This is a genomic window from Streptomyces sp. Z26 (assembly GCF_003665095.1).
GTDB classification, from domain to species: domain Bacteria; phylum Actinomycetota; class Actinomycetes; order Streptomycetales; family Streptomycetaceae; genus Streptomyces; species Streptomyces phytohabitans.
On the sequence record NZ_RCHV01000002.1, the window covers coordinates 5,542,307 to 5,567,548 of the forward strand.

At 69.9% G+C, this 25,242-nt stretch carries 20 protein-coding genes; 14 read left to right on the plus strand and 6 right to left on the minus strand.

The window, feature by feature from the left end; all coding sequences use genetic code 11:
• Positions 1 to 89 precede the first annotated feature (89 nt).
• Positions 90 to 686 carry a TetR/AcrR family transcriptional regulator gene (locus D7M15_RS23990; protein WP_165906323.1) on the minus strand — a complete coding sequence of 199 codons (597 nt, stop codon included), beginning with the start codon at positions 684 to 686 and terminating at the stop codon, positions 90 to 92.
• Positions 687 to 760: 74 nt separating this feature from the next.
• Positions 761 to 1,405, minus strand: coding sequence for a TetR family transcriptional regulator (locus tag D7M15_RS23995; protein ID WP_121519406.1), 645 nt, complete (start codon positions 1,403 to 1,405; stop codon positions 761 to 763).
• 237 nt (positions 1,406 to 1,642) lie between these two features.
• On the opposite strand from D7M15_RS23995, the gene D7M15_RS24000 reads away from it, so the two are divergent.
• The 4 genes from D7M15_RS24000 (at position 1,643) to D7M15_RS24015 (ending at position 4,321) form a co-directional block, all read left to right on the plus strand.
• A complete protein-coding gene (locus tag D7M15_RS24000; RefSeq protein ID WP_165906324.1) occupies positions 1,643 to 2,581 on the plus strand; it encodes an alpha/beta fold hydrolase in 939 nt (312 codons plus the stop codon).
• Between the two features lie 31 nt (positions 2,582 to 2,612).
• Complete coding sequence (locus D7M15_RS24005; protein WP_240649445.1) at positions 2,613 to 3,050, plus strand: hypothetical protein; 438 nt, start codon at positions 2,613 to 2,615, stop codon at positions 3,048 to 3,050.
• 170 nt (positions 3,051 to 3,220) lie between these two features.
• Positions 3,221 to 3,781 carry a hypothetical protein gene (locus tag D7M15_RS24010; RefSeq protein WP_121519408.1) on the plus strand — a complete coding sequence of 187 codons (561 nt, stop codon included), beginning with the start codon at positions 3,221 to 3,223 and terminating at the stop codon, positions 3,779 to 3,781.
• Between the two features lie 228 nt (positions 3,782 to 4,009).
• Entirely contained in the window at positions 4,010 to 4,321 is a 312-nt protein-coding gene (locus D7M15_RS24015) for a hypothetical protein (RefSeq protein WP_121519409.1), read from the plus strand.
• 96 nt (positions 4,322 to 4,417) lie between these two features.
• Here D7M15_RS24015 and D7M15_RS24020 read toward each other — a convergent pair whose 3' ends face one another.
• The 3 genes from D7M15_RS24020 to D7M15_RS24030 all read right to left on the minus strand — a co-directional run bounded on the left by D7M15_RS24020 (position 4,418) and on the right by D7M15_RS24030 (position 8,192).
• Positions 4,418 to 4,765, minus strand: a complete 348-nt coding sequence (locus tag D7M15_RS24020) for a hypothetical protein (protein WP_240649446.1) — start codon at positions 4,763 to 4,765, stop codon at positions 4,418 to 4,420.
• 102 nt (positions 4,766 to 4,867) lie between these two features.
• Positions 4,868 to 6,403: a gamma-glutamyltransferase gene (locus D7M15_RS24025; RefSeq protein ID WP_121519410.1), complete on the minus strand. Its 1,536-nt coding sequence runs from the start codon at positions 6,401 to 6,403 to the stop codon at positions 4,868 to 4,870.
• 259 nt (positions 6,404 to 6,662) lie between these two features.
• Positions 6,663 to 8,192, minus strand: coding sequence for a UDP-N-acetylglucosamine 1-carboxyvinyltransferase (locus D7M15_RS24030; RefSeq protein WP_121519411.1), 1,530 nt, complete (start codon positions 8,190 to 8,192; stop codon positions 6,663 to 6,665).
• A gap of 437 nt (positions 8,193 to 8,629) precedes the next feature.
• Here D7M15_RS24030 and acnA point away from each other — a divergent pair, with 437 nt between their 5' ends.
• The 9 genes from acnA (at position 8,630) to dxs (ending at position 22,463) form a co-directional block, all read left to right on the plus strand.
• Complete coding sequence (acnA, locus tag D7M15_RS24035) at positions 8,630 to 11,347, plus strand: aconitate hydratase AcnA (RefSeq protein WP_121519412.1); 2,718 nt, start codon at positions 8,630 to 8,632, stop codon at positions 11,345 to 11,347.
• A gap of 368 nt (positions 11,348 to 11,715) precedes the next feature.
• A complete protein-coding gene (gene ngcE / locus D7M15_RS24040) occupies positions 11,716 to 13,137 on the plus strand; it encodes an N-acetylglucosamine/diacetylchitobiose ABC transporter substrate-binding protein (protein WP_121519413.1) in 1,422 nt (473 codons plus the stop codon).
• A 117-nt stretch (positions 13,138 to 13,254) separates the two neighbouring features.
• Positions 13,255 to 14,331: a sugar ABC transporter permease gene (locus tag D7M15_RS24045; RefSeq protein WP_121519414.1), complete on the plus strand. Its 1,077-nt coding sequence runs from the start codon at positions 13,255 to 13,257 to the stop codon at positions 14,329 to 14,331.
• A 1-nt stretch (position 14,332) separates the two neighbouring features.
• Complete coding sequence (locus D7M15_RS24050; protein ID WP_121519415.1) at positions 14,333 to 15,274, plus strand: carbohydrate ABC transporter permease; 942 nt, start codon at positions 14,333 to 14,335, stop codon at positions 15,272 to 15,274.
• A gap of 272 nt (positions 15,275 to 15,546) precedes the next feature.
• Positions 15,547 to 16,767, plus strand: a complete 1,221-nt coding sequence (locus D7M15_RS24055) for an ROK family transcriptional regulator (RefSeq protein WP_121519416.1) — start codon at positions 15,547 to 15,549, stop codon at positions 16,765 to 16,767.
• Between the two features lie 173 nt (positions 16,768 to 16,940).
• Positions 16,941 to 18,023 (plus strand): substrate-binding domain-containing protein, encoded by a 1,083-nt coding sequence (locus tag D7M15_RS24060; RefSeq protein WP_240649728.1) that lies wholly within the window; start codon positions 16,941 to 16,943, stop codon positions 18,021 to 18,023.
• 155 nt (positions 18,024 to 18,178) lie between these two features.
• Complete coding sequence (locus tag D7M15_RS24065) at positions 18,179 to 18,958, plus strand: ATP-binding cassette domain-containing protein (RefSeq protein WP_121519417.1); 780 nt, start codon at positions 18,179 to 18,181, stop codon at positions 18,956 to 18,958.
• Positions 18,955 to 20,283: a sugar ABC transporter permease gene (locus D7M15_RS24070; protein ID WP_121519418.1), complete on the plus strand. Its 1,329-nt coding sequence runs from the start codon at positions 18,955 to 18,957 to the stop codon at positions 20,281 to 20,283. Before D7M15_RS24065 ends, D7M15_RS24070 begins: the two co-directional genes overlap by 4 nt.
• A gap of 239 nt (positions 20,284 to 20,522) precedes the next feature.
• Complete coding sequence (gene dxs / locus D7M15_RS24075) at positions 20,523 to 22,463, plus strand: 1-deoxy-D-xylulose-5-phosphate synthase (protein ID WP_121519419.1); 1,941 nt, start codon at positions 20,523 to 20,525, stop codon at positions 22,461 to 22,463.
• A 19-nt stretch (positions 22,464 to 22,482) separates the two neighbouring features.
• On the opposite strand, the gene D7M15_RS24080 is transcribed toward dxs, so the two are convergent.
• A complete protein-coding gene (locus tag D7M15_RS24080) occupies positions 22,483 to 23,367 on the minus strand; it encodes an IS982 family transposase (RefSeq protein ID WP_121517663.1) in 885 nt (294 codons plus the stop codon).
• A 300-nt stretch (positions 23,368 to 23,667) separates the two neighbouring features.
• Between D7M15_RS24080 and D7M15_RS24085 the strand changes: the two genes are divergently transcribed.
• Complete coding sequence (locus D7M15_RS24085) at positions 23,668 to 25,173, plus strand: amino acid permease (protein WP_240649447.1); 1,506 nt, start codon at positions 23,668 to 23,670, stop codon at positions 25,171 to 25,173.
• Positions 25,174 to 25,242 lie beyond the last annotated feature (69 nt).

Here is a 25,242-nt window from a genome sequence, read left to right on the forward strand (position 1 = left end):
ACGGTCAAGATCGTGCCCGTGCGATGGCCGTACGCGTACCGGGGCGGTCGCGGGAACGGGTGGTACGGGTCGCGGTCGGCGCGGCGCCGCTACCGCGCGGGGGCGGGCAGCAGCCGGTCCAGGACGGCACGCGCCGTCGCGGTCAGCGTGTCGACGTCCACGCCGGTGCGCCCGAGGCTGAGGATGCCGAGCTGTGCGACGAGGAGCGCGCGAGCGGCCTCGGCGGGATCGACGTCGGGGTCGAGGTCGCCCTCGTTCCGGGCGCGCTCCAACGCCGCGACGAGGACGGTGGTGAGCGCGGCGTAGCTGCGGCGGGCCTCGGCGGCGACCTCCGGGGTGCCGGTCGCCAGCTCGGCGTTGCTGTTGGCCAGCAGGCAGCCCCGGCGCGCGGCCGCACCGGTCGGGTCGCCCGCCGGGCCGAGCACGAACTCGCGCACCACGTCGATGCCGCGCGCCGCGGAGTCCACGCGGGCGCGCAGGGTCGACAGGTTCGCGTCGTCGTAGTCGCGCAACACCCGGAGGAACAGGGCGCGTTTGTCCCCGAACGCCCCGTAGAGGCTGCCCTTGCCGAGCCCGCTGACGCGCAGCAGGTCGGCCATCGACGTCGCCGCGTAGCCCTTGTCCCAGAACTCGTCGCGGACGGCGAGCAGCACGCGACTTTCGTCGAACTCACGAGGCCGGACCATCCGTCCAGGGTACTGGTTCTGGACCGTACGGGCCGCAACGGATTCCGGGGCCGGGGGCTCGCGGTGCCGTGTGCTCAGTCGCCCGGCGCCGTGCCGGATGCGGGCAGGACGACGGGCCGCAGCAGTGCGGTGAGGTGCTCGGCCAGTGTCGCGGGGGCCATCGCGGCGACGGCGCCCTCGCGGATCACGTACCGGCTGAAGGTGACGCCCAGCAGTACCGCCGCGATCAGGTCGACGCGCGCGTCCACGTCGGGGCCGTCGAGCACGTCGCGGTACGCCGCCCTGCTGTGCTCCTGCATCGCCGAGTAGAGCCGGGTGGCCGTCGGGTCGTTGGCGGCGGCGCTGCGGATCAGGGCCACGAAGGGGTCGTCGGCGTCCGCGGTCTCCATGCGGTCCACGTACGCGCGCGCGATCCGTTCCGGCAGGGTCGCGGGGTCGCCCGCGAGGGCCGCGCCGAGCCGCTGCGGGCCGGGGATCGCCGCCAGGAACAGGCGTTCCTTCGTGCCGAAGTGGCGCATCACCAGGCCGTGGGTCACCCCGGCGCGGGCGGCGACGCGGCGGATGGTCATACGGCTGTAGCCGTGCGCGTTCAGCTCGGCGCGCGCCGCATCGAGGATCGCGCCGCGGCTCGCCTCCGGGTCGCGCCGCCGTCGCCCGGCGGGCGGTCCGGTCGCCGCGCGCCGCGTGGGGTCCGCGTCCCCGTCTCCGTTCGTGGTCACGCGCTTAGTGTACGGGTGGTCATTGGTGGTGGGCGCGTGCTAGCTTCGCTAATGACCAAGTGGTCATTAGCGGTGCCGCCCAGTCGCCGCGCGCCCCGACCGCGCTCGACCGGGCCGGGCCAACGGCCGTACGGCGTACGGGAGTCGGCGGCTCCGGCGGGCCGCGCCGCTCCGACCACGTACGACCGTCCCGTACGGGCGAGACCCGCACGGGCGCACGGAAAGCAGGGCAGCCCCATGGCTCGGACACCGGCACCACCCGTCCCCGCGACCCCCGCCCCGGCGGAACCCGCGCACCGCCTCACCGGCATGACCCGCCACGACGTCACCGTCGACGGACACCGCGTCAGCGTCCACGTGGCGGGCAACGGCCCGGAGACCGTCATGCTCGTCCCCGGCATACCGGACTCCTCGGCCGTCTACCGCGGCCAGGTCCCCGGCCTCCTCCGGGCCGGGTACCGGGTGATCGCGCCGGACCTGCTCGGCCAGGGCGACTCGGACCTGCCCGCCACCGTCGCCGCCTACACCGTCGCGCGGGACGAGCGGCGCCTGTGGGCCGTGGCCGACGCGCTCGGCGCCGACACGTTCCACCTCGTCGGGCACGACCGGGGCGCCGCGTCCACCTGGTCGATGGCCGCGCGCCGCCCGGACCGGGTGAAGTCCCACGTGGCCCTGTCCATCGGCCACCCCGGCGCGCGCGAGGCCGCGGGCTACGAGCAGAAGCAGCTGTCCTGGTACATGCTGCGGCTGCTCTTCCCCGACGCCGAGGAATGGCTCCGGGGCGAGGCCGAGGGCGAGGGCGGGCCGTGGTCCACGTTCCGCTGGTGGGTCGGTGACCACCCGGAGGCCGACGCCTGGATCAGCGACCTGGAACGACCGGGCGCCGTCACGGCGATGCTGGCCTTCTACCACGCCAACATCCACCCGGTGCACGGCTCGATGAGCCCCGTCCCCAGGGTCTCCGTACCGGTCCTCGGCATCTGGCCGACCGGCGACCGCTACAGCGGCCTGGAACAGCTCGCGCGCTCGGGGGAGTGGGTCGACGGGCCGTGGCGCTTCGAACGCCTCCAGGGCGCCGGGCACTTCCTCCAGCTCGACCGCCCGGACGCGGTCACGCGCCTCATCCTCGAACACACCGAGGCGTACCGGCACCGCACCCCGGCACCCGCCACCTGAACACCGGACGGGGCCCGGCCACAATGGGGCCGTGAGCCCCGCCCCGCATGCCCCCCGCCCCGCCGCCGACGGCGCCCGCCGCCCGTCGCGGTGGGCCCCCGCCCGCTGGAAGCCGGTGGGTCTGCTGCTCGCGGGCGCGCTCCTGGCCACCTGCTGCCACGCCGTACTGCGCTGGCCCCGGACCGACGTCGTCCACCGCAGCACGGACGCCGCCACCGGACGCTACGACGACGACTCGCGCCACCACGCGGGACTGGTCCGGAAGCGCACCCTCTCCGGCAGTACGTCGTACACGCTGGTCGTCGGCCGCGACCCGGGCCTCTCGTACGGGCACGCCCTGCCCGTCTCCCCGTACCTCGCGGAGCAGGGCGTCGGGGACACCGACTGGACGGCGGCGGGCGTCCGCGTCGAATTCACCACGGGGCACGCCCTGTTCGTCCCCGCGTCCGCCTTCACCCACGGCCGGTAGGGACGTCCGTGGGCGGCCACCAGCGCCGTTTGTTACCGACCGCGGACAAGATCAGGCGAACCGCGTGGGGCCCGCGGACCCTCTTACGGGGTGCAACGCAAAGCGGTCGCCCGACCGTCCAGCGGGAACGGGCGGAGGCGGCCGCGTGACCACCTGTAGGGGGATTCACCATGACCACTCGTCGTACCGTACGCGCCGCCGGGCTCGTCGCTCTCGCCGCTGCCGCGGCGCTCTCACTGACCGCGTACCAGAGCGGGAGCAGCGAGGCCTCCGCCGCCCCGGTGACGAAGGGCTCCGTCTCCGTGACCGAGGCGGGGGCACCGGTCGGCAGCGAGACCCTGGTCGACGGCAGCACCGCCGAGATCACGAAGCTCGGCGACCTGCACTACCGCGCCGAGATCGTCAGCGACGGCGCGGTGGTGGCCACGATGGAGGCGGACGGCCACGACGCCGGGCTCGACGCCAACGCCATGTACGTCGTTCTCGGCGTGGACGGAGAGATCCACTCCTGGACCGGTGGCGAGCACACCGGGGCGGGCACGCACGAGATCGCGGGCGGCTGGACCGCCGAGGTGACGAAGCTCGGCGAGCAGCACTACCGCGCGGACATCCTCGACGGCGAGGGCGCGGTGGTGGCCACGATGGAGGCGGACGGCAAGGACGCCGGGCTCGACGCCAACGACTCGTACATCGTGCTCAGCACGCGCGGTCTGATCAGCGCCCACGTGTAGGCACCCGCACGTCACGGAGGGGCCGTCCGCAGCACTGCGCGGGCGGCCCCTCCGCCGTGGTGCGGCCCGTCACGGTGAGGCGTCGGGGCACCGACCGGACTGCCGGTTTCGCGGTCGAAATGCCTGTTTGCCATTAAAAGTCCATTATGGAAGCCTTCCCCGGGCATGGCAGGCAGCAGACACCGGAGCCGCCGTCCGCAGCGGACGGGCGGCCTTGCAACCGTGGAGATGAGCAGCGTGGCGACTTCCTTGCAGCACCAACCGCACACCGGACACGACCACGTGCACGGGGAGGGCTGTGGGCACGTGGCGGTCCCGCACGGCGACCACGTCGACTACGCGCACGACGGTCATCTGCACCGCCCGCACGAGGAGCACGCCGACGAGTGCGAGGCCGGTGGCCATCAGGAGCACGCCGGGCACGACCACGTGCACGGGGAGGGCTGTGGGCACGTGGCGGTCCCGCACGGCGACCACGTCGACTACGTGCACGACGGCCACCGCCACGCGGCGCACGACGGCCACTGGGACGACCACTGACCCCGCCCCGCACTTGAAGCGTGAACACGCGTCGCGCCCCCACCGACCGTCGGACGGGGGCGCGACGCGTGTGCCGTACGCCCGAACCGCCGCCCGTCAGTTGCTCCCGGACGAGGCCGGCCCCACAGCCTCCATCCAGTCGCGGACCTCGCGAGCACCGCGGAGTCTCACCACTTCGACGCCGAGCCGCGCGGTCCCGGCCACCTGCCGGGAGTAACGCGGCCGGTTATCCCGGTACTTACGAATCGCCGTGCGCAGGAGCGATCGACGTCTGAAGAACGCTTTGCGCCAGGTCAGTCGACGGGCCTGCGCGCTGTCCTCGCGGCCGGTGAGCTGGCGCAGGCTCCGACGCACGATCCGGTACACGATCAGGGGGAGCGGGAAGTCGAGCCATACGAGTACGTCGGCGCGGTGCCAGACCACGTCGGCGAACTCAAGCGCCACAAAGCCCTCACCACCCGCTACAACAAACGCGCCCGCCACTAGACAGCCATGGGCACCCTCGCCTGCCTCCAACTCTGGCTCCCGTGACTTTGCGGACACGCCCTAGGCATGGATCGGGGGGAGGCCGTAGCGACTGACGGCCAGATATGTTTCCGGGGTGGCCGCCTCGAGAAGACCTTCGTCACCCGTCAGGTCGAGCTCCGGTTCCTCGGGACGGCGTAGTAGGTCGCTCCAGTCGCTCGTCGCTCCACGCTCGTAGGCTTCCCGGAGAAGGGAGCGCAGCCGGGGGCCGGCTTCCTCCCGCTGTTCGTGGACAATCCGCCGCTGGGTGAGTCGCAGCTCGTCCTGAGCGTCTTCGCTGCCCCGCTCGTCGACGGCCAGCTGATTCTCGGCGCGCAGCCCCGGGGTACGCCAAGTGATCGCGAGATCTTCCTCGTGGAGGCGCGCGCAGACGGCGAACAGCTTCCGGGACATACCGAGATGTACCTCGGTGCTGGGGATGCGACAGGTGAGGAAGTCGTCAATCCCCCAGGAACGGATCTGGGCACGTGGGAGGTGTGACTTGCCGTGAAGTGCCGCTCCGCGGAGGTCGGCCCGCATGGCGAGGTTGCTATCGTCCTTCTCCAGCGGCGTGGTCAGTCCGTAGCGTCGGTGGCGCGAAGCGCGGTCGGCCAGCACCGGCACCGTGCGCAACTGCGAGGGCGACGCGGAGCGCAGCGCCAGGTAGACGAGCATTTGGGCGCGGGCCGCGCCGATGAGCGCGTTGTCGTTCTCGCCGAGGTGGTCTTCGAGGTTGCCCTCGCCCACCGCTGCCTCGCCGTCGGGGGTGGATCCGGCCGGGGGAAGGGGTGGCTGGCCGGGGTGCAGCGCGTGGTCGATGGTCAGAAAGAGGTCGGCCCCAGGCCGCATGGCGGCTCCGACCAGGACGCTGCGGTGCGCGTACGAGCCCAGGACCTTGCTCCCGGCCTCCAGCTGCGCCCACCCGTCGCGCAAGGTTTTGAAGTCGCAGATACCGCCCTTGGCCTCGATCAGCCAGTACGCTTTCTCCGCCTCGTGCCGTCCCCACAGGTCCGGCAGCTTCCTCTTGGGGTCCTTGAAGGTGGCACTCAGGGCGGGGACGGGGCCGCCGAGTTCGAGGTGCTCGGTCTGCCCCAGACCCAGCAGCGAGCGGCAGACCCACTCGGTCATCGTCATGCCCAGCTGGTAGGCGGCAGCGCTCTTTGCGGTGCGCTCGGCGCCGTACGCGTAGACCGGGTTCAACGTCAGGCGCCGGCCCGTGGCACCCGGCACGCGGGGCTGATGCTCGAAGGGGTGCGCACCTAGATAGGCGTACAACGGGGCGACTCGGGCGACGAGCTCCCCATGTGTGTACTGCGGCTGGTTCTGCAGGTGCGGGGTGATGTCGCGGCCGACCTCAGTGGCCGCCTTGATGATCTCCCGCCACGTGGTGGTCGGGGCATACCAGCCGTCCGCCTTCGGGAACCCGTCCGTTGCGCTCCACGCCTTGTGCTCGGCCGTTCGCCACTGCTTCCTGGGCTTGGCCGCGGGCCCGTTACGAAACAGCACCGGTATGTCGAAGCTGTCGGCGTAGGTGAGTGGCGGCTCGTCGGGGACGTGGGCGGGGATCATCGGCGTCATGGGACAACCCTGGCACGAGCCTCGACGCCCCTGGGGCGGACGCTGCGAGGTTGCTTCGTGATAACTCTGCGTGAAGGCTGACGGCCGCTCAGGTCGGCCTGACGCGTCGTCGATTATGCAAGATCATCTTGCACATGTGTTGCACAAGGCACTGAAAAAACAGTGATCAGCGACGGGCCTGGAAGCTGAGTATTCGCAGCTCAGATGGCATGCTGCGGTGTTGTGCCCCTCGAGTCCAAGGGGCACAACACCCGGCCGATCAGATGTCGCGGAACGTCTCGATCTGCGCGCCCACCTGGTTCAGGCGCTCCGCCAGGTCCTCGTAGCCGCGGTTGATGACGTAGACGTTGCGCAGCACCGACGTGCCCTCGGCCGCCATCATGGCGAGGAGGACGACCACCGCGGGCCGCAGCGCGGGCGGGCACATCATCTCGGCGGCGCGCCAGCGGATCGGGCCGTCGACCAGGACCCGGTGCGGGTCGAGGAGTTGGAGGCGCCCGCCGAGGCGGTTGAGGTCGGTGAGGTAGATCGCGCGGTTGTCGTAGACCCAGTCGTGGATCAGCGTCTGCCCCTGCGCCGTCGCCGCGATGGCGGCGAAGAACGGGACGTTGTCGATGTTGAGGCCGGGGAACGGCATCGGGTGGATCTTGTCGATGGGCGCCTCCAGCTTCGAGGGCCGCACGGTCAGGTCGGTCAGGCGTGTACGGCCGTTGTCCGCCGCGTACTCCGGCGTGCGGTCGTAGTCGAGGCCCATCTCCTCCAGCACGGCGAGTTCGATCTCCAGGAACTCCACCGGCACGCGGCGCACGGTCAGTTCGGACTCCGTGACGACGGCGGCCGTGAGCAGGCTCATCGCCTCGACCGGGTCCTCGGAGGGGGAGTAGTCGACGTCCACGTCGATCCGCGCGACGCCGTGCACGGTGAGGCTGGTGGTGCCGATGCCCTCGACGCGTACGCCCAACTGCTCCAGGAAGAAGCACAGGTCCTGGACCATGTAGTTGGACGACGCGTTGCGGATGACGGTGACGCCCGGGTGGCGGGCGGCGGCGAGGAGCGCGTTCTCGGTCACGGTGTCGCCGCGCTCGGTCAGCACGATGGGGCGGTCGGGGGCGACGGAACGGTCCACCTGTGCGTGGTAGATGCCCTCGGTCGCGGTGATGTCGAGGCCGAACCGGCGCAGCGCGATCATGTGCGGCTGCACGGTACGGGTGCCGAGGTCGCAGCCGCCCGCGTACGGGAGGCGGAAGCGTTCGGTGCGGTGCAGCAGCGGCCCGAGGAACATGATGATGCTGCGCGTACGGCGGGCCGCGTCCGCGTCGATGGCCGCCATGTCCAGCTCGGCGGGCGGCACGATCTCCAGGTCGGCGCCCTCGTTGACCCAACGGGTGCGCACGCCGATGGAGTTGAGCACCTCCAGGATGCGGTAGACCTCCTCGATCCGGGCGACCCTGCGCAGCACGGTGCGGCCGGAGTTGAGGAGCGAGGCGCAAAGGAGCGCGACGCAGGCGTTCTTGCTGGTCTTCACGTCGATGCTGCCGGACAACTGCCGCCCGCCGACGACCCGGAGGTGCATCGGGCCGGAGTAGCCGAGCGAGACGATCTCGCTGTCGAGGGCCTCCGAGATGCGCGCGATCATCTCAAGGCTGATGTTCTGATTGCCTCGCTCGATACGGTGGACCGCGCTCTGGCTGGTCCCCAACGCCTCCGCGAGTTGTGCCTGTGTCCAGCCGCGGTGCTGACGGGCATCGCGGATCAAGTGCCCGATGCGGGCGAGGTAATCGTCGCTCATACAGAAGACGGTATCTCAGATGTGAGATAGAGGCGCCACCGGAGAGGCTGTTCGGGTGACCCGGGAGCGGTGGTGCCGCGTCGTCGCCGGAAGGTCAACGGGTGGCCGTACGGGTGCGGTTGGGGCACCGCGCGCCCGTCGCCGTCGGGCCCGTCGACCCGGGGGCGGCCCGGCGCGGTCGCGCCGTACCCACCCCCGTACGGTTCGCCGCGCCCGCGCCGGGTACCCGCCCCGCGGGAAACCATGCCCCTCCGGGGTCGCCGGGGCGACCGGCCGGGCGGGGCCGGGCATGACCGTGCGGTGGTCGTGTACTAGAGTTATCTCGACATCGAGATACCTGTCGAAGGCGCACACGCCACCGTCCGGTAGTAAGGCTTGCCTAACCAAGCCGCGCTCACCATAGCGGATCGGCAATTCATGCATTGAAGGAGACTGTCGTGTCGGCGAACAGCTTCGACGCCCGCAGCACGCTGCCGGTGGGCGACGAGTCGTACGAGATCTTCAGGCTGGACAAGGTGGAAGGCTCCGCACGCCTCCCTTACAGCCTCAAGGTGCTGCTGGAGAACCTGCTCCGCACGGAGGACGGCGCGAACATCACCGCCGACCACATCCGCGCGCTGGGCGGCTGGGACCCGAACGCGGAGCCCAGCCGGGAGATCCAGTTCACGCCGGCCCGCGTGATCATGCAGGACTTCACCGGCGTGCCCTGCGTCGTGGACCTGGCCACCATGCGCGAGGCCGTCAAGGAGCTGGGCGGCGACGCCGAGCGCATCAACCCGCTGGCCCCCGCCGAGCTGGTCATCGACCACTCCGTCGTCGCCGACCGCTTCGGCACGCCCGAGGCGTTCAGCCAGAACGTGGACCTGGAGTACGGCCGCAACCGCGAGCGCTACCAGTTCCTGCGCTGGGGCCAGACCGCCTTCGACGAGTTCAAGGTCGTCCCGCCCGGCACCGGCATCGTCCACCAGGTGAACATCGAGCACCTGGCCCGCACGGTCATGGTCCGCAACGGCCAGGCGTACCCGGACACCCTCGTCGGCACCGACTCGCACACCACCATGGTGAACGGCCTCGGCGTCCTCGGCTGGGGCGTCGGCGGCATCGAGGCCGAGGCGGCCATGCTCGGCCAGCCCGTGTCGATGCTCATCCCGCGCGTCGTCGGCTTCAAGCTCCGCGGCGAGCTGCCCACCGGCACCACCGCCACCGACCTGGTGCTGACCATCACCGAGATGCTCCGCGAGCACGGCGTGGTCGGCAAGTTCGTCGAGTTCTACGGCGAGGGCGTCGCCTCCGTGCCGCTGGCGAACCGCGCCACGATCGGCAACATGTCGCCGGAGTTCGGCTCCACCGCCGCGATGTTCCCGATCGACGGTGAGACCGTCAACTACCTCCGCCTCACCGGCCGTTCCGAGCAGCAGCTCGCGCTCGTCGAGGCGTACGCGAAGGCGCAGGGCCTCTGGCACGACCCGGCGAACGAGCCGGTCTTCTCCGAGTACCTGGAGCTGGACCTCGCCACCGTCGTGCCGTCCATCGCCGGTCCGAAGCGCCCGCAGGACCGGATCGCGCTGTCCGACGCCAAGGCGAAGTTCGGCAAGGACGTGCGGAACTACGTCAGCGACGCCGACCAGGACGAGGCGGGCAAGGAGTCCTTCCCCGCCTCCGACGCCCCCGCCGTCTCCAACGGCGTGCCGACCAAGCCGAGCCAGGTCACCGGCCCGGACGGCAAGGTGTACGAGATCGACCACGGCGCGGTCGTCGTCGCCGCGATCACCTCCTGCACCAACACCTCCAACCCGTCCGTCATGGTCGGCGCGGCGCTGCTGGCGAAGAAGGCCGTCGAGAAGGGCCTGACCCGCAAGCCGTGGGTCAAGACGACCCTCGCGCCCGGCTCCCAGGTCGTCATGGACTACTACGACCGCGCGGGCCTCACCCCGTACCTCGACAAGCTGGGCTTCAACCTCGTCGGCTACGGCTGCACCACCTGCATCGGCAACTCCGGCCCGCTGCCGGAGGAGATCTCCGCCGCCGTCAACGACAACGACCTGGCCGTCGCCGCCGTCCTCTCCGGCAACCGGAACTTCGAGGGCCGCATCAACCCCGACGTCAAGATGAACTACCTGGCGTCGCCCCCGCTGGTCGTCGCGTACGCCCTGGCGGGCTCCATGAAGGTGGACATCACCACCGAGGCGCTCGGCACCGACCAGGACGGCAAGCCCGTCTACCTCAGCGACATCTGGCCCTCCGAGCAGGAGGTCGAGGAGGTCGTCGCGGGCGCGATCGGGCAGGAGATGTTCGCGAACAGCTACGCCGACGTGTTCGCCGGCGACGCCCAGTGGAAGGCGCTGCCCATCCCGACGGGCAACACCTTCGAGTGGGACGCGGAGTCCACGTACGTCCGCAAGCCCCCGTACTTCGACGGCATGGGCGAGCGGCCCGAGCCCGTCGTGGACATCGAGGGCGCGCGCGTGCTGGCCAAGCTCGGGGACTCGGTCACCACCGACCACATCTCCCCGGCCGGTGCCATCAAGGCGGACTCGCCTGCGGGCACGTACCTCACGGAACACGGCGTGGAGCGCCGCGACTTCAACTCGTACGGCTCGCGCCGCGGCAACCACGAGGTCATGATCCGCGGTACGTTCGCCAACATCCGGCTGCGGAACCAGATCGCGCCCGGCACCGAGGGCGGCTTCACCCGCGACTTCACCCAGGACGGCGGGCCGGTCACCTCGATCTACGACGCCTCGCAGAGCTACCAGTCCCAGGGCATCCCGCTGGTCGTCCTCGCGGGCAAGGAGTACGGCTCCGGCTCGTCCCGCGACTGGGCGGCCAAGGGCACGCGCCTGCTGGGCGTACGGGCGGTCGTCGCCGAGTCGTACGAGCGCATCCACCGTTCGAACCTGATCGGAATGGGCGTGCTGCCGCTCCAGTTCCCGGCGGGCGCCACGGCGGAATCGCTGGGGCTCACGGGTGAGGAGACGTTCTCCGTGACGGGTGTGACCGCGCTGAACGACTCCATTCCGGAGACGGTCAAGGTGACGACGGACAGCGGCGTCGAGTTCGACGCGAAGCTCCGGATCGACACGCCCGGCGAGGCGGACTACTACCGGAACGGCGGAATCCTCCAGTACGTGCTGCGGTCGCTCATCCAGCGCTGACAGCCTGCGGATTCACCGGTCGTACCCGGCGCCGCGCCCCCTCGTCGGGGGGCGCGGCGCCGTCGTATGTCCGTGAGGTCTCAACTAGGGAAAGACTGATGACCTAAGTTGTCTTCGATCTTGCCCCCTCGGCGACGAGTGGACTATACCTGTCGGCACCTTGCGTGAGCCTCCACACAGCGGGCGGGTCCCTACGGCACGATCCAGCTGCACGCGATATCCAGCCAGACGCAGAAATCCAGACGCAGAATCCAGCTCCACACAGCATGACCCAGCTTCAAATGACCCGCGGTGCCGGACCTTTCGCCCGTCAGCGAGCCGACGGACCGATACACCGCCTGAGTCCTGGAGAAGGCGAGGACTTGAGCATGGGATTGACCTCCGATGTCAACCGTCGTGACGTGATCAAGCGCGCCGGTGCGCTCGGCCTGGTGGCGGTGCCCGGTATGACGGCGCTCTCCGGCTGCGCCAGCGGTGGCGGCGACGACAACAAGGACAAGGTCGACAAGGGGGAGAAGACCAAGGACAATCCGCTCGGCGTCAACGAGAAGGCCGGACTCGAAGTCGTCATCTTCAACGGCGGATTCGGTGACCAGTACGCGCTCGACGCCGAGAAGGTCTACTCCGACTCGTACGGCAAGGTCACCCACTCCAAGACGCAGAAGATCCGCACCAAGATGCAGCCGCGGATGGTCAAGGGAAACCCGCCGGACGTCATCAACAATTCCGGCGCCGAGAACATGGACATCGCCAGTCTGATCGACGACAAGCAGGTCTCCGACCTCGAAACGCTGCTCGATTCCCCGTCGCTCTTCGACCCGTCGAAGAAGGTGCGCGACCTGATGATGCCGGGCACCGTCGAGAAGGGCACGTTCGGCGACGACAAGATGTACCAGCTGAACTACGCGTACACGGTGTACGGCACGTGGTTCTCGCAGAAGGCGCTCGACGGGCTGGAGGTCGAGTACCCGAAGACCTGGGACGAGATGCTGGCCGTCTGCGCCAAGGCCAAGAAGTCCGGGATGGCGGGCTGGACGTACGCGGGCAAGCACCCGTACTACTTCGCGTTCACGATCTACCCGTTCATCGGGAAGATCGGCGGCCAGGACGTCCTCAAGGCGATCGACAACCTGGAGCCGAACGCCTGGAAGCAGGACGCCGTGAAGAAGGCGTTCGAGGCGTACTACGAGCTGCGCGCCAAGGACTACATCCTCAAGGGCACGCCCGGCATCGACCACATCCAGTCGCAGACCCAGTGGACCAAGGGGAACGCGCTGTTCATCCCGAACGGCTCCTGGGTGGAGAACGAGGCCAAGTCGACCACGCCGAAGGACTTCGGCATGACGGTCATGCCGCCCACCGGCCTCGACAAGTCCGACGCCATGCCGTTCGAGACGCTGTGGGCCGAGGCCAGCGAGCCGTTCTTCGTGCCCGCGAAGGCGAAGAACGTCGAGGGCGGCATGGAGTTCCTGCGCGTGATGATGGGCAAGGAGGCCACGCAGAACTTCACCAAGCAGGTGTCGTCGCTGACCTGCGTGAAGGGTGCCGCCGACGGCCTCCAGCTGAGCCCCGGACTGGCCTCCGCCAAGAAGGCGCTGGACGCGGCGGGCGACAACATCGTCAGCCCGCGGCTGCCCGACTGGTACCTCACGCTCCACAAGGAGAAGGTCGGCGGCGCCATCGCGGCGATGATGGCCGGTGACATCAAGCCGGACGAGGCGATGAAGCGGGCGCAGCAGGCCGCCGACGAGGTGGCCAAGGACGACTCCGTCAAGAAGTACAAGCGCTGATCCCTCCGCGCGCCGGGCCCGGTCCCCTCGACCGGGCCCGCCGCGCGGTCGGCGGACGCGGCGGATCAGCGGACCATCGGTTTCATCGGTGCCAACGGGAGTACGGAGCGGGGCGGCATGGCGAATGACGTGCGGGCAGTGGACACGGAACCCACTGGACCGGCACCACGCAAGGACGCGCGGCGCGCGTCCTTCGGGGACTACCTCCTGTTCGCGGCGACACTCGTGCTGCCGCCCCGGTTCACCCCGGAGCGGGTGAGATACGACCGGCGCTACCGCACGTTGGACAAGTACCGCTTCATCTGCTGGTTCCTGCTGGCCCCGGTCGTGCTCTACGCGGTGCTGGTCATCTCGCCGTTCTTCCAGGCGTTCTACTACTCGCTGACGGACTGGTCCGGATTCAGCAGCGAGTTCAGCTTCGTCGGCCTGGACAACTACGAGCGGATGCTCGACGACTCGGACTTCTGGGCCTCCGTCAAGAACAGCCTGCTGCTGCTGATCGTGGCGCCGTTGGCGACCCTCGGACTGGGCCTGTTCTTCGCGTTCATGCTCCAGGCGGGCGGTCGGCACCGTAAGTCGGAGGCGATCTCCGGTGTGCGCGGCGCGAAGTTCTACAAGGTCGTGTACTTCTTCCCGCAGGTGCTCTCGGTCGCCATCATCGGCGTCGTCTGGGGCGCCATGTACGACCCCATCACCGGCCCGATCAACGAGGTGCTGCGCACCGCCGGGCTGGAGTCCTGGACGCAGAACTGGCTGGCGAACCCGGACATCGCCATGCTGTGCGTGCTGTTCGTCCTCTGCTGGATGTTCATCGGCTTCTACGTGGTGCTGTTCTCCGCCGCGATGGGCTCCGTACCGAAGGACATCTACGAGGCGGCGCTGCTCGACGGCGCCAGCCGCCCGACGACGTTCTTCCGTGTCACGCTCCCGCTGATCTGGGACACCGTGCACACGGGCTGGATCTACATGGGCATCCAGGCGCTCGACGCGTTCGCCATCGTCCACATCATGACGATCAACGCGGGCGGTCCGGGTAACAGCACCCTGGTCACGCCGGTCTACCTCTACAAGAAGGCGTTCGACTCGGGCCAGGCGGGCTACGCCACGGCGGTGGGCGTCGTGCTGCTGATCATCACGATGATCTTCGCGGCGGTCATGATGCTGTTCAACAGGCGCGAGCGGATCGAGTACTGAGATGAGCGGGGAGATTCAGGTGACGAGCGCGACGCAGCGCACACGGGACGACCGGTCCGCCGACGTGGTCGGGAAGGCACCGGCCCCCGCCCCGGCGAAACCGGCGCGCGACGCCCAGGGCGTGACGCTGAACGTCTTCTCCAACGCCTTTCTCGTGCTGTGGGTGGTGATGGCGGCGGGCCCGCTGGTGTGGGTGATGGTCAACTCCCTGCGGGAGTCGTCCGACATCACCGGCAGTCCGTTCGGCTGGCCCACCTCGCTGAGTTTCGAGAACTTCACGAACGCGTGGTCCGACGCGAACATCGGCAAGTACGCGCTCAACTCCCTCATCATCCTGTGCGGTTCGCTGCCGGGCACGATGCTGCTGGGGTCGATGGCGGCGTACGTGATCGCCCGCTTCACCTTCCGCGGGAACCGCGTCGTCTACATGCTGTTCGCGGGCGGGATGATGTTCCCGATCATCCTGGCGGTCGTGCCGCTGTTCTTCGTCATGGACAACTTCGCGCTGCTGGACACCCGGCACGGGATCATCCTGGCGTACATCGCGTACTCGCTGCCGTTCACGACGTTCTTCATGACCTCCTTCTTCCGCACCCTGCCCGGCAGCGTCGCGGAGGCGGCGCTGATCGACGGGGCGTCGCACACGCGCACGTTCTTCCAGATCATGCTGCCGATGGCGAAGCCCGGCCTGATCAGCATCGGGATCTTCAACTTCCTCGGCCAGTGGAACCAGTACTTCCTGCCGCTCGCCCTGAACTCCACCGACCCCGACAAGGCGCTCCTCACGCAGGGCCTCGCGGAGCTGTCGGTGAACCAGGGGTACGAGGGCGACTGGGGCGCGCTGTTCGCGGGGCTGACCATCGCGATGCTGCCGATCCTGCTGGTGTACATGGTGTTCCAGCGCCAGGTGCAGGAGGGGCTGACGGCGGGCGCCGTGAAGTAGCCCGCGACGGCGCCGTCAACTAACGGACCCAAGCGAGGCACGCGTACCGACCGGGCTTCCGGCTCCGCCACCGGGGGCCCGGTCCGTTATGCCCGCTCACCCCGGTTTGTAGACCCACATATGAGCGACGACCCCGCTCAAGGTCTTGACGGGAGAGAACCCTTACGGCTGTGCTTAGGGTTCATATGTTGGAAACGGGTCGTACCCCACTGCCGTGGTGCGGCCGACGGGACGGTCGTCGTGCCGGCCGTCGAGGCGGGAGTGGTTCAGACGTGGAGACTCCGGGATCGCAGTCCTCGCTGCACCGGGCAAACTTGGAGCGGGTCGTGCGGGCCGTACGGCTGGCGGGCTCGCTCACGCAGGCCGAGATCGCCCGTTCCACGGGCCTGTCGGCCGCGACGGTCTCCAACATCGTCCGGGAGTTGAAGGACGGCGGCACGGTCGACGTGACGCCCACGTCGGCGGGCGGGCGGCGGGCGCGCAGCGTCTCGCTCTCCGGTGACGCCGGGATCGTCGTCGGCGTCGACTTCGGCCACTCGCACCTCCGCGTCGCCGTCGGCAACCTGGCGCACCAGGTGCTGGCCGAGGAGGCCGAGCCGTTCGACGTGGACTCCTCGTCGTCCGAGGGCTTCGACCGCGCCGAGGAGCTGGTCGAGCGGCTGATCGCGACCACCGGCGTGGGCCGTGACAAGGTCATCGGCGTCGGCCTGGGCGTCCCCGGCCCGATCGACGTGGAGACCGGCGCGCTCGGCTCCACCGCGATCCTGCCCGGCTGGACCGGGACCCGGCCGCGCGAGGAGCTGGCCGCCCGGCTCGGCGTGCCGGTGCACGTGGACAACGACGCGAACCTCGGCGCCCTCGGCGAGCAGGTCTGGGGGAGCGGGCGCGGCGCGGGCGACCTCGCGTACATCAAGATCGGCAGCGGTGTCGGCGCCGGACTGGTCATCAACGGGCAGATCTACCGCGGTCCCGGCGGCACCGCCGGGGAGATAGGGCACATCACGCTCGACGAGTCCGGCCCGGTCTGCCGCTGCGGCAACCGCGGCTGCCTGGAGACGTTCACCGCCGCGCGCTACGTGCTGCCGCTGCTCAACTCCAGCCACGGGCCCGACATCACGATGCCCAAGGTCGTACGGCTCGCCCGCGACGGGGACCCGGGCTGCCGACGGCTCGTCGCGGACATAGGGCGCCACATCGGCAGCGGCGTCGCGAACCTGTGCAACCTGCTGAACCCCAGCCGCGTCGTGCTCGGCGGCGACCTCGCGGAGGCCGGGGACCTGGTCCTGGACCCCGTACGCGACTCCGTGGCGCGTTACGCGATCCCCAGCGCGGCCCGGCAGCTGACCGTCGCTCCGGGGACGCTGGGCGGCCGTGCGGAGGTGCTGGGGTCGCTCGCGCTGGTGCTCAGCGAGATGGGCGACTCGACGCTGCTCGACTCGGCGGTCCCGGCGGGCGGCGCGGCCGCCCCACCCGCCGCGTCGGCTCCGGTGTGAGACCGCGCGGGTACTCCCCGTACCCGTTGTGCGTTCATGGTGATAACGAATGGCATCGTTGCCGTCTCGTTAAGGATTTACTTCTTGACGATGACAGTGGCTGCGAGTTGACTTCCAGCCACCTCGGCCGCAAGGACGCGGCCTCGTCAGGGAGGTTGACACCCATGAACGCAATGACGCGCCGCGTCGTCATTGGCACGGCCGCCATCTCGATGGCTCTGACCCTCTCCGCCTGTGGCGAAGCGGGCGGCGGGGACGACGACGGTGGCAGCGACAACAACTTGATCGGCCTGCTGCTGCCCGAGAACAAGACGACCCGCTACGAGACCTTCGACCGCCCGCTGATGGAGGCGAAGATCAAGGAGCTGTGTTCGGACTGCGAGGTCAAGTACAACAACGCCTCGCAGGACACCGAGCTCCAGAAGAGGCAGTTCGACGCGCTCGTCACGCAGGGCGTCAAGACGATCATCCTCGACGCCGTCGACGCCACCGCGACCAAGTCGTGGGTCGACCAGGCCGCGAAGAAGGACGTCAAGGTCGTCGCGTACGACCGGCTGGCCGAGGGTGACGTCGCCGCGTACGTCTCGTACGACAACGAGAAGATCGGCGAGCTCCAGGGCCAGGGCCTGGTCGAGGCGCTCGGGGACGACGCGAAGAACTCCAACGTCGTGATGATCAACGGCTCGCCCACCGACCCGAACGCCGCGCTGTTCAAGAAGGGCGCCCACACCGTCCTGGACAAGCAGGTCAAGAAGGTCGTCTACGAGCAGGACATCCCGGACTGGTCGCCGGACGAGGCCAACAAGAAGATGGCCGCCGCGATCACCTCGCTCGGCAAGGACGGCTTCGAGGGCGTCTACTCCGCGAACGACGGCATGGCCGGTGGCATCGCCACCGCCCTCAGCAAGGCCGGGGTCAAGGACGTGCCGCTGGGCGGCCAGGACGCCGAACTCGCCGGTCTCCAGCGCGTGGTGAGCGACCAGCAGAGCTTCACGATCTACAAGGCGATCAAGCCGGAGGCCGAGACGACCGCCTCCATCGCCGTCGCGCTGCACGAGGGCAAGGGCATCGACGAGTTCGCGCCCACCACCGTGGACAGCAAGAGCAAGGAGGGCATCCCCGCCAAGCTCTACGGCGCGAAGATCGTGAACAAGGACAACATCAAGGACACGATCCTCAAGGACAAGGTCTACAAGGCGAGCCAGATCTGCACCAAGCAGTTCGCCTCCGCCTGCAAGTCCGCCGGCATCCAGTGACCTGCCGCCCGCCCGCCACGCGCGGGCGGGCGTTTCCCCCGTGCCGTCGGCGGTGACCGCCCCGGTGCGCCACGACCACGTATGTCCATGGGGCCCGCCCCCGCCCGTACGCGCGTACGGGCGGCTGCGGCCCCGCACAGATCGGAGTTGGCCCAGTGCCGAACGAACCCGTGCTGGCGTTGCGCGGGGTCTCGAAGCGGTTCGGTGCCGTTCAGGCGCTCACCGACGTAGACCTTGAGATCCGTCCCGGCGAGGTCGTCGCCCTCGTCGGCGACAACGGCGCCGGCAAGTCCACACTCGTCAAGACGATCGCGGGCGTGCACCCGATCGACGACGGTGCCATCGAGTGGAACGGCAGGCCGGTCCAGATCCAGCGACCGCACGACGCGCAGGAACTGGGCGTGGCCACCGTCTACCAGGACCTGGCCCTCTGCGACAACCTCGACGTCGTCGCCAACCTCTTCCTCGGCAGCGAGCTGCGCACCGCGACCGTGCTGGACGAGGTCGCGATGGAGAAGCGCGCCAAGGAGCTGCTGGACACGCTGTCCATCCGCATCCCCAGCGTCCGTATCCCCGTCGCCTCGCTCTCCGGCGGTCAGCGGCAGGTCGTCGCCATCGCCCGCGCGCTGATCGGCGACCCCCAGGTGGTCATCCTCGACGAGCCGACGGCAGCCCTGGGCGTCGAGCAGACCGCGCAGGTGCTGGACCTGGTGGAGCGGCTGCGTGAACGCGGCCTCGCCACCCTGCTCATCAGCCACAACATGGCCGACGTGCAGGCCGTCGCGGACCGCGTCGCGGTGCTGCGCCTCGGCCGCAACAACGGTGTCTTCTCCGTGCAGGACACCTCCCACGAAGAGATCATCGCCGCGATCACCGGTGCCTCGGACAACGCGGTGACCCGTCGCCAGGCGCGTACGACGGAGGCGTCGAAATGAGTGACCTCAAGAAGACCGCGCCGGACCCGGAGACCCCGGCCGCCGACGTGAACGAGGACGTGAGCGGGGACGTGAAGGTGGCCGCCGTGTCGCCCACCGGCGCCGTCGACCCGCGGCTGCTCGTACGGGAGCAGGGCTTCAAGGGCTACGCGAACGACTTCGTCCGCCGGGTGCGCGGCGGTGAACTGGGCTCGCTGCCCGTCATCGTGGGCCTGATCATCATCGCGGTGGTCTTCCAGTCGCTGAACGACAGCTTCCTCTCCGCGAGCAGCCTCAGCAACATCGGCGTCTACACCGCGGGCCTGGGCATCATGGCCGTCGGTGTCACGTTCGTGCTGCTGCTCGGTGAGATCGACCTGTCCATCGGTTCGGTGGCGGGTGTCGGCGCCGCGCTGTGGGCCGTGCTCAGCGTCACGCACGAGATGAACGACTGGCTGTCCGTCGTCATCGCGATCGCCGTCGGCGGGCTCATCGGGCTCGTGCACGGCGTCTTCTTCGCGAAGGTCGGCGTGCCCGCGTTCGTCGTCACCCTCGCCGGGTTCCTCGGCTGGAGCGGCCTCCAGATCTGGCTGATGGGCGACGAGGGCACCATCAACACCCCGACGGGCAGCATCGTCGAGGACCTGTCCGGCTACTACTTCGCGGACAAGGCCGCCGCGTACGCCGTCGCGACCGTCGCCGTCCTCGCGTACCTCGGCTCGCTCCTGCTCGACGCCAAGCGCCGCCGCGCCGCCGCGCTGCCGCACCGCCCGACGAGCGAGATCGCGCTCCGTACGGGCGTCATCGCCGTCATCGCGTTCGCCGTCGCCTACGTGCTGAACGAGCCCGCGGGCGCCCGCGGACTGCCCCTCGCGCTGGTGATCTTCCTGGTCATCGTCGTGCTCGCGGACTTCGTGGCCCGCCGCACCACGTACGGCCGTCAGATCTTCGCCGTCGGCGGCAACGCGGAGGCCGCCCGCCGGGCCGGTATCAACGTCGACAAGATCAGGATCACCGTCTTCGGCATCGCGGGCACGCTCGCCGCGGTCGGCGGCCTGTTCATCGCCAGCCAGTCCGGTGGTGCCAGCAAGAGCCTCGGCGCGGGCAACATGCTGATGAACGTGATCGCCGCGGCCGTCATCGGCGGCACCAGCCTCTTCGGTGGCCGGGGCAACATCTGGTCGGCGCTGCTCGGCGCCCTGGTGATCATCTCGATCCAGCAGGGCCTCAACCTCCAGGGCATGGAGAGCGAGGTCCAGTTCATGATCACCGGCGCGGTGCTGCTCGCCGCCGTCGTGATCGACTCGGTGTCGCGCCGTACGCAGAAGACCGCCGGACGAACGTAGCCGGACCCCGCGGCACCCCCGGATCGCGTCCGTACCGTACCTGACCAGTACGGGCGCATGTGCCCGGCACCCTCGCGGTGCCGGGCACAGCCATGTCCGGAACGGCCGGTGGGCGCCCGCGTGACCGGTATCGCACGTTCCGCCGAACCAGCCGGATGAACACCCCGGCGGGCGGAACACTAGACTCGCGGAATCGCACACACCTCGCGGCACAGGCTCGACAGCACTAGGAGGCACGGGTGGCGCTGCTGACCCGCATCACGGGACCGCGCGATCTGGACCGGCTCAGCACGGAGCAGCTGGAGCAACTGGCGGAGGAGGTGCGCACCTTCCTCGTGGAGTCCGTCGCCAAGACCGGCGGGCATCTCGGACCCAACCTGGGCGTGGTCGAGCTGACCATCGCCCTGCACCGCGTGTTCCACTCGCCCGCCGACCGGGTCCTGTGGGACACCGGCCACCAGAGCTACGTGCACAAGCTGCTGACCGGCCGCCAGGACTTCTCCGCGCTGCGTACGAGGGGCGGCCTGTCCGGCTACCCGTCGCGCGCCGAGTCCGAGCACGACGTCATCGAGAACTCGCACGCCTCGACCGTACTCGGCTGGGCCGACGGCCTCGCCAAGGCCAACCAGCTGCGGCGCACCGGCGACCACGTCGCCGCCGTCATCGGCGACGGCGCCCTCACCGGCGGCATGGCCTGGGAGGCGCTCAACAACATCGCGGCCGCCAAGGACCGCCCGCTGGTCATCGTCGTGAACGACAACGAGCGCTCGTACGCCCCGACCATCGGCGGCCTCGCGGACCACCTCGCCACCCTCCGTACCACCGACGGCTACGAGCGCTTCCTCGCCCGCGGGAAGGAGGTGCTCAACCGGACGCCCGTCGTCGGCAAGCCGCTCTACGAGACGCTGCACGGCGCGAAGAAGGGCTTCAAGGACATGGTCGCGCCGCAGGGCATGTTCGAGGACCTGGGACTGAAGTACGTCGGCCCGATCGACGGGCACGACATCGCCGCCGTCGAGTCCGCGCTCCAGCGCGCGAAGCGCTTCGGCGGCCCGGTCATCGTGCACTGCCTCACGGAGAAGGGCCGCGGCTACCAGCCCGCCCGGCAGGACGAGGCCGACCAGTTCCACGCCGTCGGCGTGATCCACCCGGACACCGGGCTGCCCGTCAAGTCCTCGGGCGCCGACTGGACCTCGGTGTTCGGCGAGGAGATGGTGAAGCTCGGCCGCGAGCGGGAGGACGTCGTGGCGATCACGGCGGCCATGATGCGGCCGACGGGCCTGCACGCGTTCGCGGAGGCGTTCCCCGAGCGCGTGTACGACGTGGGCATCGCCGAGCAGCACGCCGCGGTCTCCGCCGCCGGTCTGGCGACGGGCGGGCTGCACCCGGTGTTCGCGGTGTACGCCACGTTCCTGAACCGCGCGTTCGACCAGGTGCTGATGGACGTGGCGCTGCACCGGTGCGGCGTGACGTTCGTCCTCGACCGGGCGGGCGTCACCGGCTCCGACGGCGCCTCGCACAACGGCATGTGGGACATGTCGATCCTCCAGTGCGTGCCGGGGCTGCGGCTCGCCGCGCCGCGCGACGCCGACCAGCTGCGGGCGCAGCTGCGGGAGGCCGTGGAGGTGGACGACGCGCCCACGGTGGTCCGTTACTCGAAGGGCGCCGTCGGCCCCGCCGTACCGGCCGTCGACCGCGTCGGCGGCATGGACGTGCTCCGCGCCGCCGGGTGCGACGACCCGGACGTGCTGCTCGTGTCCGTCGGCGCGCTGGCGCCCATGTGCCTGGACGTCGCGGACCTGCTCGACAAGCAGGGCATCTCGACGACCGTGGTGGACCCGCGCTGGGTCAAGCCGGTGGACGAGGCGCTGGCGCCGCTCGCGGACGGGCACCGCGCGGTCGTCACGGTGGAGGACAACAGCCGTGCCGGGGGCGTCGGTTCGGCGGTCGCGCAGGCGCTGCGGGACGCGGGGGTGGACGTGCCGCTGCGGGACTTCGGCATCCCGGCCCGCTTCCTGGACCACGCCTCGCGCAAGGAGGTGCTGGCCGAGATCGGCCTGACCGCGCCCGACATCGCCCGCCAGGTGACCGGCCTGGTGGCGCGGATCGGCGGCCGCGACGGCCGGTTCGACGGGGCCGGCGCGGAGACGGAGTCCGAGGCGGAGCGGGCGCGCGACTAGATGAATGAGTCCGATGTCTTCAGTGGTCGTAGGCGATCAGTGATCGTTTGATGGGTGCGCCGGTGGTCCAGTTGTGCCAGATGCCGGCGGCGAGGGCGAGGAGTCGTTGTCCGGTGCGGGCGAAGACTCCGGCCGGGGTTCTGCCGCCGTGTTGTTCGAGGCTGAGCTGGCCTTTGAGGGTGTCGATGACGGCTTCGATCCACTGGCGGACCCGGGCGATCTTCCCGTGCCGGACCGGTTCGTCCTTGCGGTCCGGCCGCACCAGGTGTGCGCCGAGCCGCTCGGCGACGAACGCTTCGAACTCCTTGCCCGCGAAGCCCTTGTCCGCGAGGATCACCTGCCCTTGGCGGACGAGGTGGTGTTCGCGTTCCAGGAGCGCGGTCATCACCTCCCGTTCGCCGAGTTTCGGGTTGGCCAGGCACCAGGTGACAGGCATGCCCTCGGCGGTGGTGACCAGGTAGAGGCGGAAGCCCCAGAAGAAGCGGGAGTGGCTGCGGCAGAAGCCGTAGCCGCAGTGCCCGGCCAGGTCGGAGCGTTTGACGGTCTCGCGGGAGGCCGCGCAGGGCAGCGGGGTGGAGTCGATCAGCCGCAGGTCGTCGTTCCAGGTCGGCACCTGCCTGGCCAGTGCCTCGATCACGCGGCTGATGAGCGGACCTGCGGCGTTGAGGCGCTTGTTGTAGGCGGACTGTTGGGGCAGGTAGCGGAAGAGGTGGCCGAGGCGGGCGTGGGCGAAGCGGATCCAGTGCCGGGTCGAGGGGAACCCGAGGAGGACCTGGGCCACGGCCAGGCACATCAGTTCGGCGTCCGTCAGCTTCGGCGGTCGCCCGATCCGGCGACAAGGCGCCACGTGGTCGTCGATGAACACGTACAGTGCCGCCAGAAGGGCGTCCAGGTTTGTCTTCACACACTGACCAACGGGCGCCCTTCGCCATGGTCGCGACCAGGACGGACATCGGACTCACTCATCTAGGCGGTGTCCTGGCCACCCGTACGACCGGTGTGACCGGGCCCGTCCCCGCGTACGGGGGCGGGCCCGGCCGCCGTACGGAGCCGTGCCCGTACGCCGCCCGCGCGGTCCGTACGGGGTCCGTCCCTCCGCGCCGGTGTAGCCCCTTCGTGTGAAGGAATCCTTCTTGGTGGTGTAGCGGCCGCCTCGTCCCCGTGTCGGGACGACGATGGCCGCCTGTCGACCACGGAGGTACGGATGGGCAAGGACATGGAGGCGGGACGCCGCGGGTCCGGAGGGCTGTTCCGGACCAAGAGCGTCGAGCAGTCGATCCGGGACACCGAGGAACCCGAGCACAGGCTGACGCGGTCGCTGTCCGCGTTCGACCTGACGGTCTTCGGTGTCGGCGTCATCATCGGCACCGGGATCTTCGTCCTCACCGGTTCCGTCGCGAAGGACACCGCGGGCCCGGCCGTGGCGATCTCCTTCGCCATCTCGGGCGCGGTCTGCGCCCTGGCGGCCCTGTGCTACGCGGAGTTCGCCTCGACGGTGCCGGTCGCGGGCAGCGCGTACACCTTCTCGTACGCCTCCCTCGGCGAGTTCCCGGCGTGGATCATCGGCTGGGACCTGGTGCTGGAACTCGCCCTCGCCACGGCGGTGGTGGCCGTCGGCTGGTCCGGGTACGTGCGGTCGCTGATGGACACCGCGGGCCTGGAACTGCCGACGGTGCTCCAGGGGCCGTCCGCGACCGACGGGTTCAGCTTCGACCTGCTGGCGGCGCTGCTGGTGCTCGTGCTCACCGTCGTCCTGCTGCTGGGCATGAAGCTCTCCGCGCGGGTCACGGCCGTCGTGGTGGCGATCAAGGTGACGGTGGTGCTGGTCGTCATCGTGGCCGGGGCGTTCCTGGTGAAGGCCGACAACTACAGCCCGTTCGTGCCCGAGTCGAAGGGGAACGTCAGCGGCTCCGGCTTCGACGCCCCGCTGATCCAGCTGCTGGCGGGCTACGAGCCCACGACCTTCGGCGTGCAGGGCATCTTCACGGCGGCGTCCGTGGTGTTCTTCGCCTTCATCGGCTTCGACGTCGTCGCCACGGCCGCCGAGGAGACGAAGGACCCGCCGCGCGACATGCCGCGTGGCATCCTCGGCTCGCTCCTCATCTGCACCGTGCTCTACATCGCCGTCGCCCTCGTCGTCACCGGCATGCAGAACTACACGCAGCTGAGCGTCGACGCGCCGCTCGCCGACGCGTTCAAGTCCACGGGGCACCCGGTGTTCGCCGGGCTCATCAGCTTCGGCGCCGCCGTCGGCCTCACGACGGTCTGCCTCATCCTGCTGCTGGGCCAGAGCCGGGTGTTCTTCGCGATGAGCCGCGACGGGCTGCTGCCGCGCCTCTTCTCGCGGGTGCACCCGCGCTTCGGGACGCCGTACCGCTCGACGGTGCTGCTGGGCGGGCTGGTCGCGGTGGTCGCCGGGTTCACCAGCATCGAGGAGCTGGCGAGCCTGGTGAACATCGGGACGCTGTTCGCGTTCTCCGTCGTCGCGCTCGGCGTGGTCATCCTCCGCCGTACGCGCCCCGACCTGCCGCGCGCGTTCCGTACGCCGTGGGTGCCGGTGCTGCCGGTCGTGTCGGTGGCCGCCTCGGTGTGGCTGATGCTGAACCTGTCGGGGGAGACGTGGCTGCGGTTCGGCGTCTGGATGGTGGTCGGCGTCGTCGTGTACTTCGCGTACGGGCGGTCGCGCAGCCGCATGAACGCGCGCGGTTGATCGCGTACGGCCGATGAACGCGTACGGCTGACGGCGCGTACGGGCGGGCCGGGTCCGGTGGACGGACCC

Bases quoted from the DNA above. Each gene is read 5' to 3' on its own strand.
- D7M15_RS24060 (WP_240649728.1), top strand. From the start codon at position 16,941: ATGACGCGCCGCGTCGTCATTGGCACGGCCGCCATCTCGATGGCTCTG.
- D7M15_RS24015 (WP_121519409.1), top strand. From the start codon at position 4,010: ATGAGCAGCGTGGCGACTTCCTTGCAGCACCAACCGCACACCGGACAC.
- ngcE (WP_121519413.1), top strand. From the start codon at position 11,716: ATGGGATTGACCTCCGATGTCAACCGTCGTGACGTGATCAAGCGCGCC.
- D7M15_RS24085 (WP_240649447.1), top strand. From the start codon at position 23,668: ATGGGCAAGGACATGGAGGCGGGACGCCGCGGGTCCGGAGGGCTGTTC.
- D7M15_RS24050 (WP_121519415.1), top strand. From the start codon at position 14,333: ATGAGCGGGGAGATTCAGGTGACGAGCGCGACGCAGCGCACACGGGAC.
- D7M15_RS24025 (WP_121519410.1), bottom strand. From the start codon at position 6,403: ATGACGCCGATGATCCCCGCCCACGTCCCCGACGAGCCGCCACTCACC.
- D7M15_RS24010 (WP_121519408.1), top strand. From the start codon at position 3,221: ATGACCACTCGTCGTACCGTACGCGCCGCCGGGCTCGTCGCTCTCGCC.
- D7M15_RS24030 (WP_121519411.1), bottom strand. From the start codon at position 8,192: ATGAGCGACGATTACCTCGCCCGCATCGGGCACTTGATCCGCGATGCC.
- D7M15_RS24000 (WP_165906324.1), top strand. From the start codon at position 1,643: ATGGCTCGGACACCGGCACCACCCGTCCCCGCGACCCCCGCCCCGGCG.
- D7M15_RS24070 (WP_121519418.1), top strand. From the start codon at position 18,955: ATGAGTGACCTCAAGAAGACCGCGCCGGACCCGGAGACCCCGGCCGCC.
- D7M15_RS24045 (WP_121519414.1), top strand. From the start codon at position 13,255: ATGGCGAATGACGTGCGGGCAGTGGACACGGAACCCACTGGACCGGCA.
- D7M15_RS23990 (WP_165906323.1), bottom strand. From the start codon at position 686: ATGGTCCGGCCTCGTGAGTTCGACGAAAGTCGCGTGCTGCTCGCCGTC.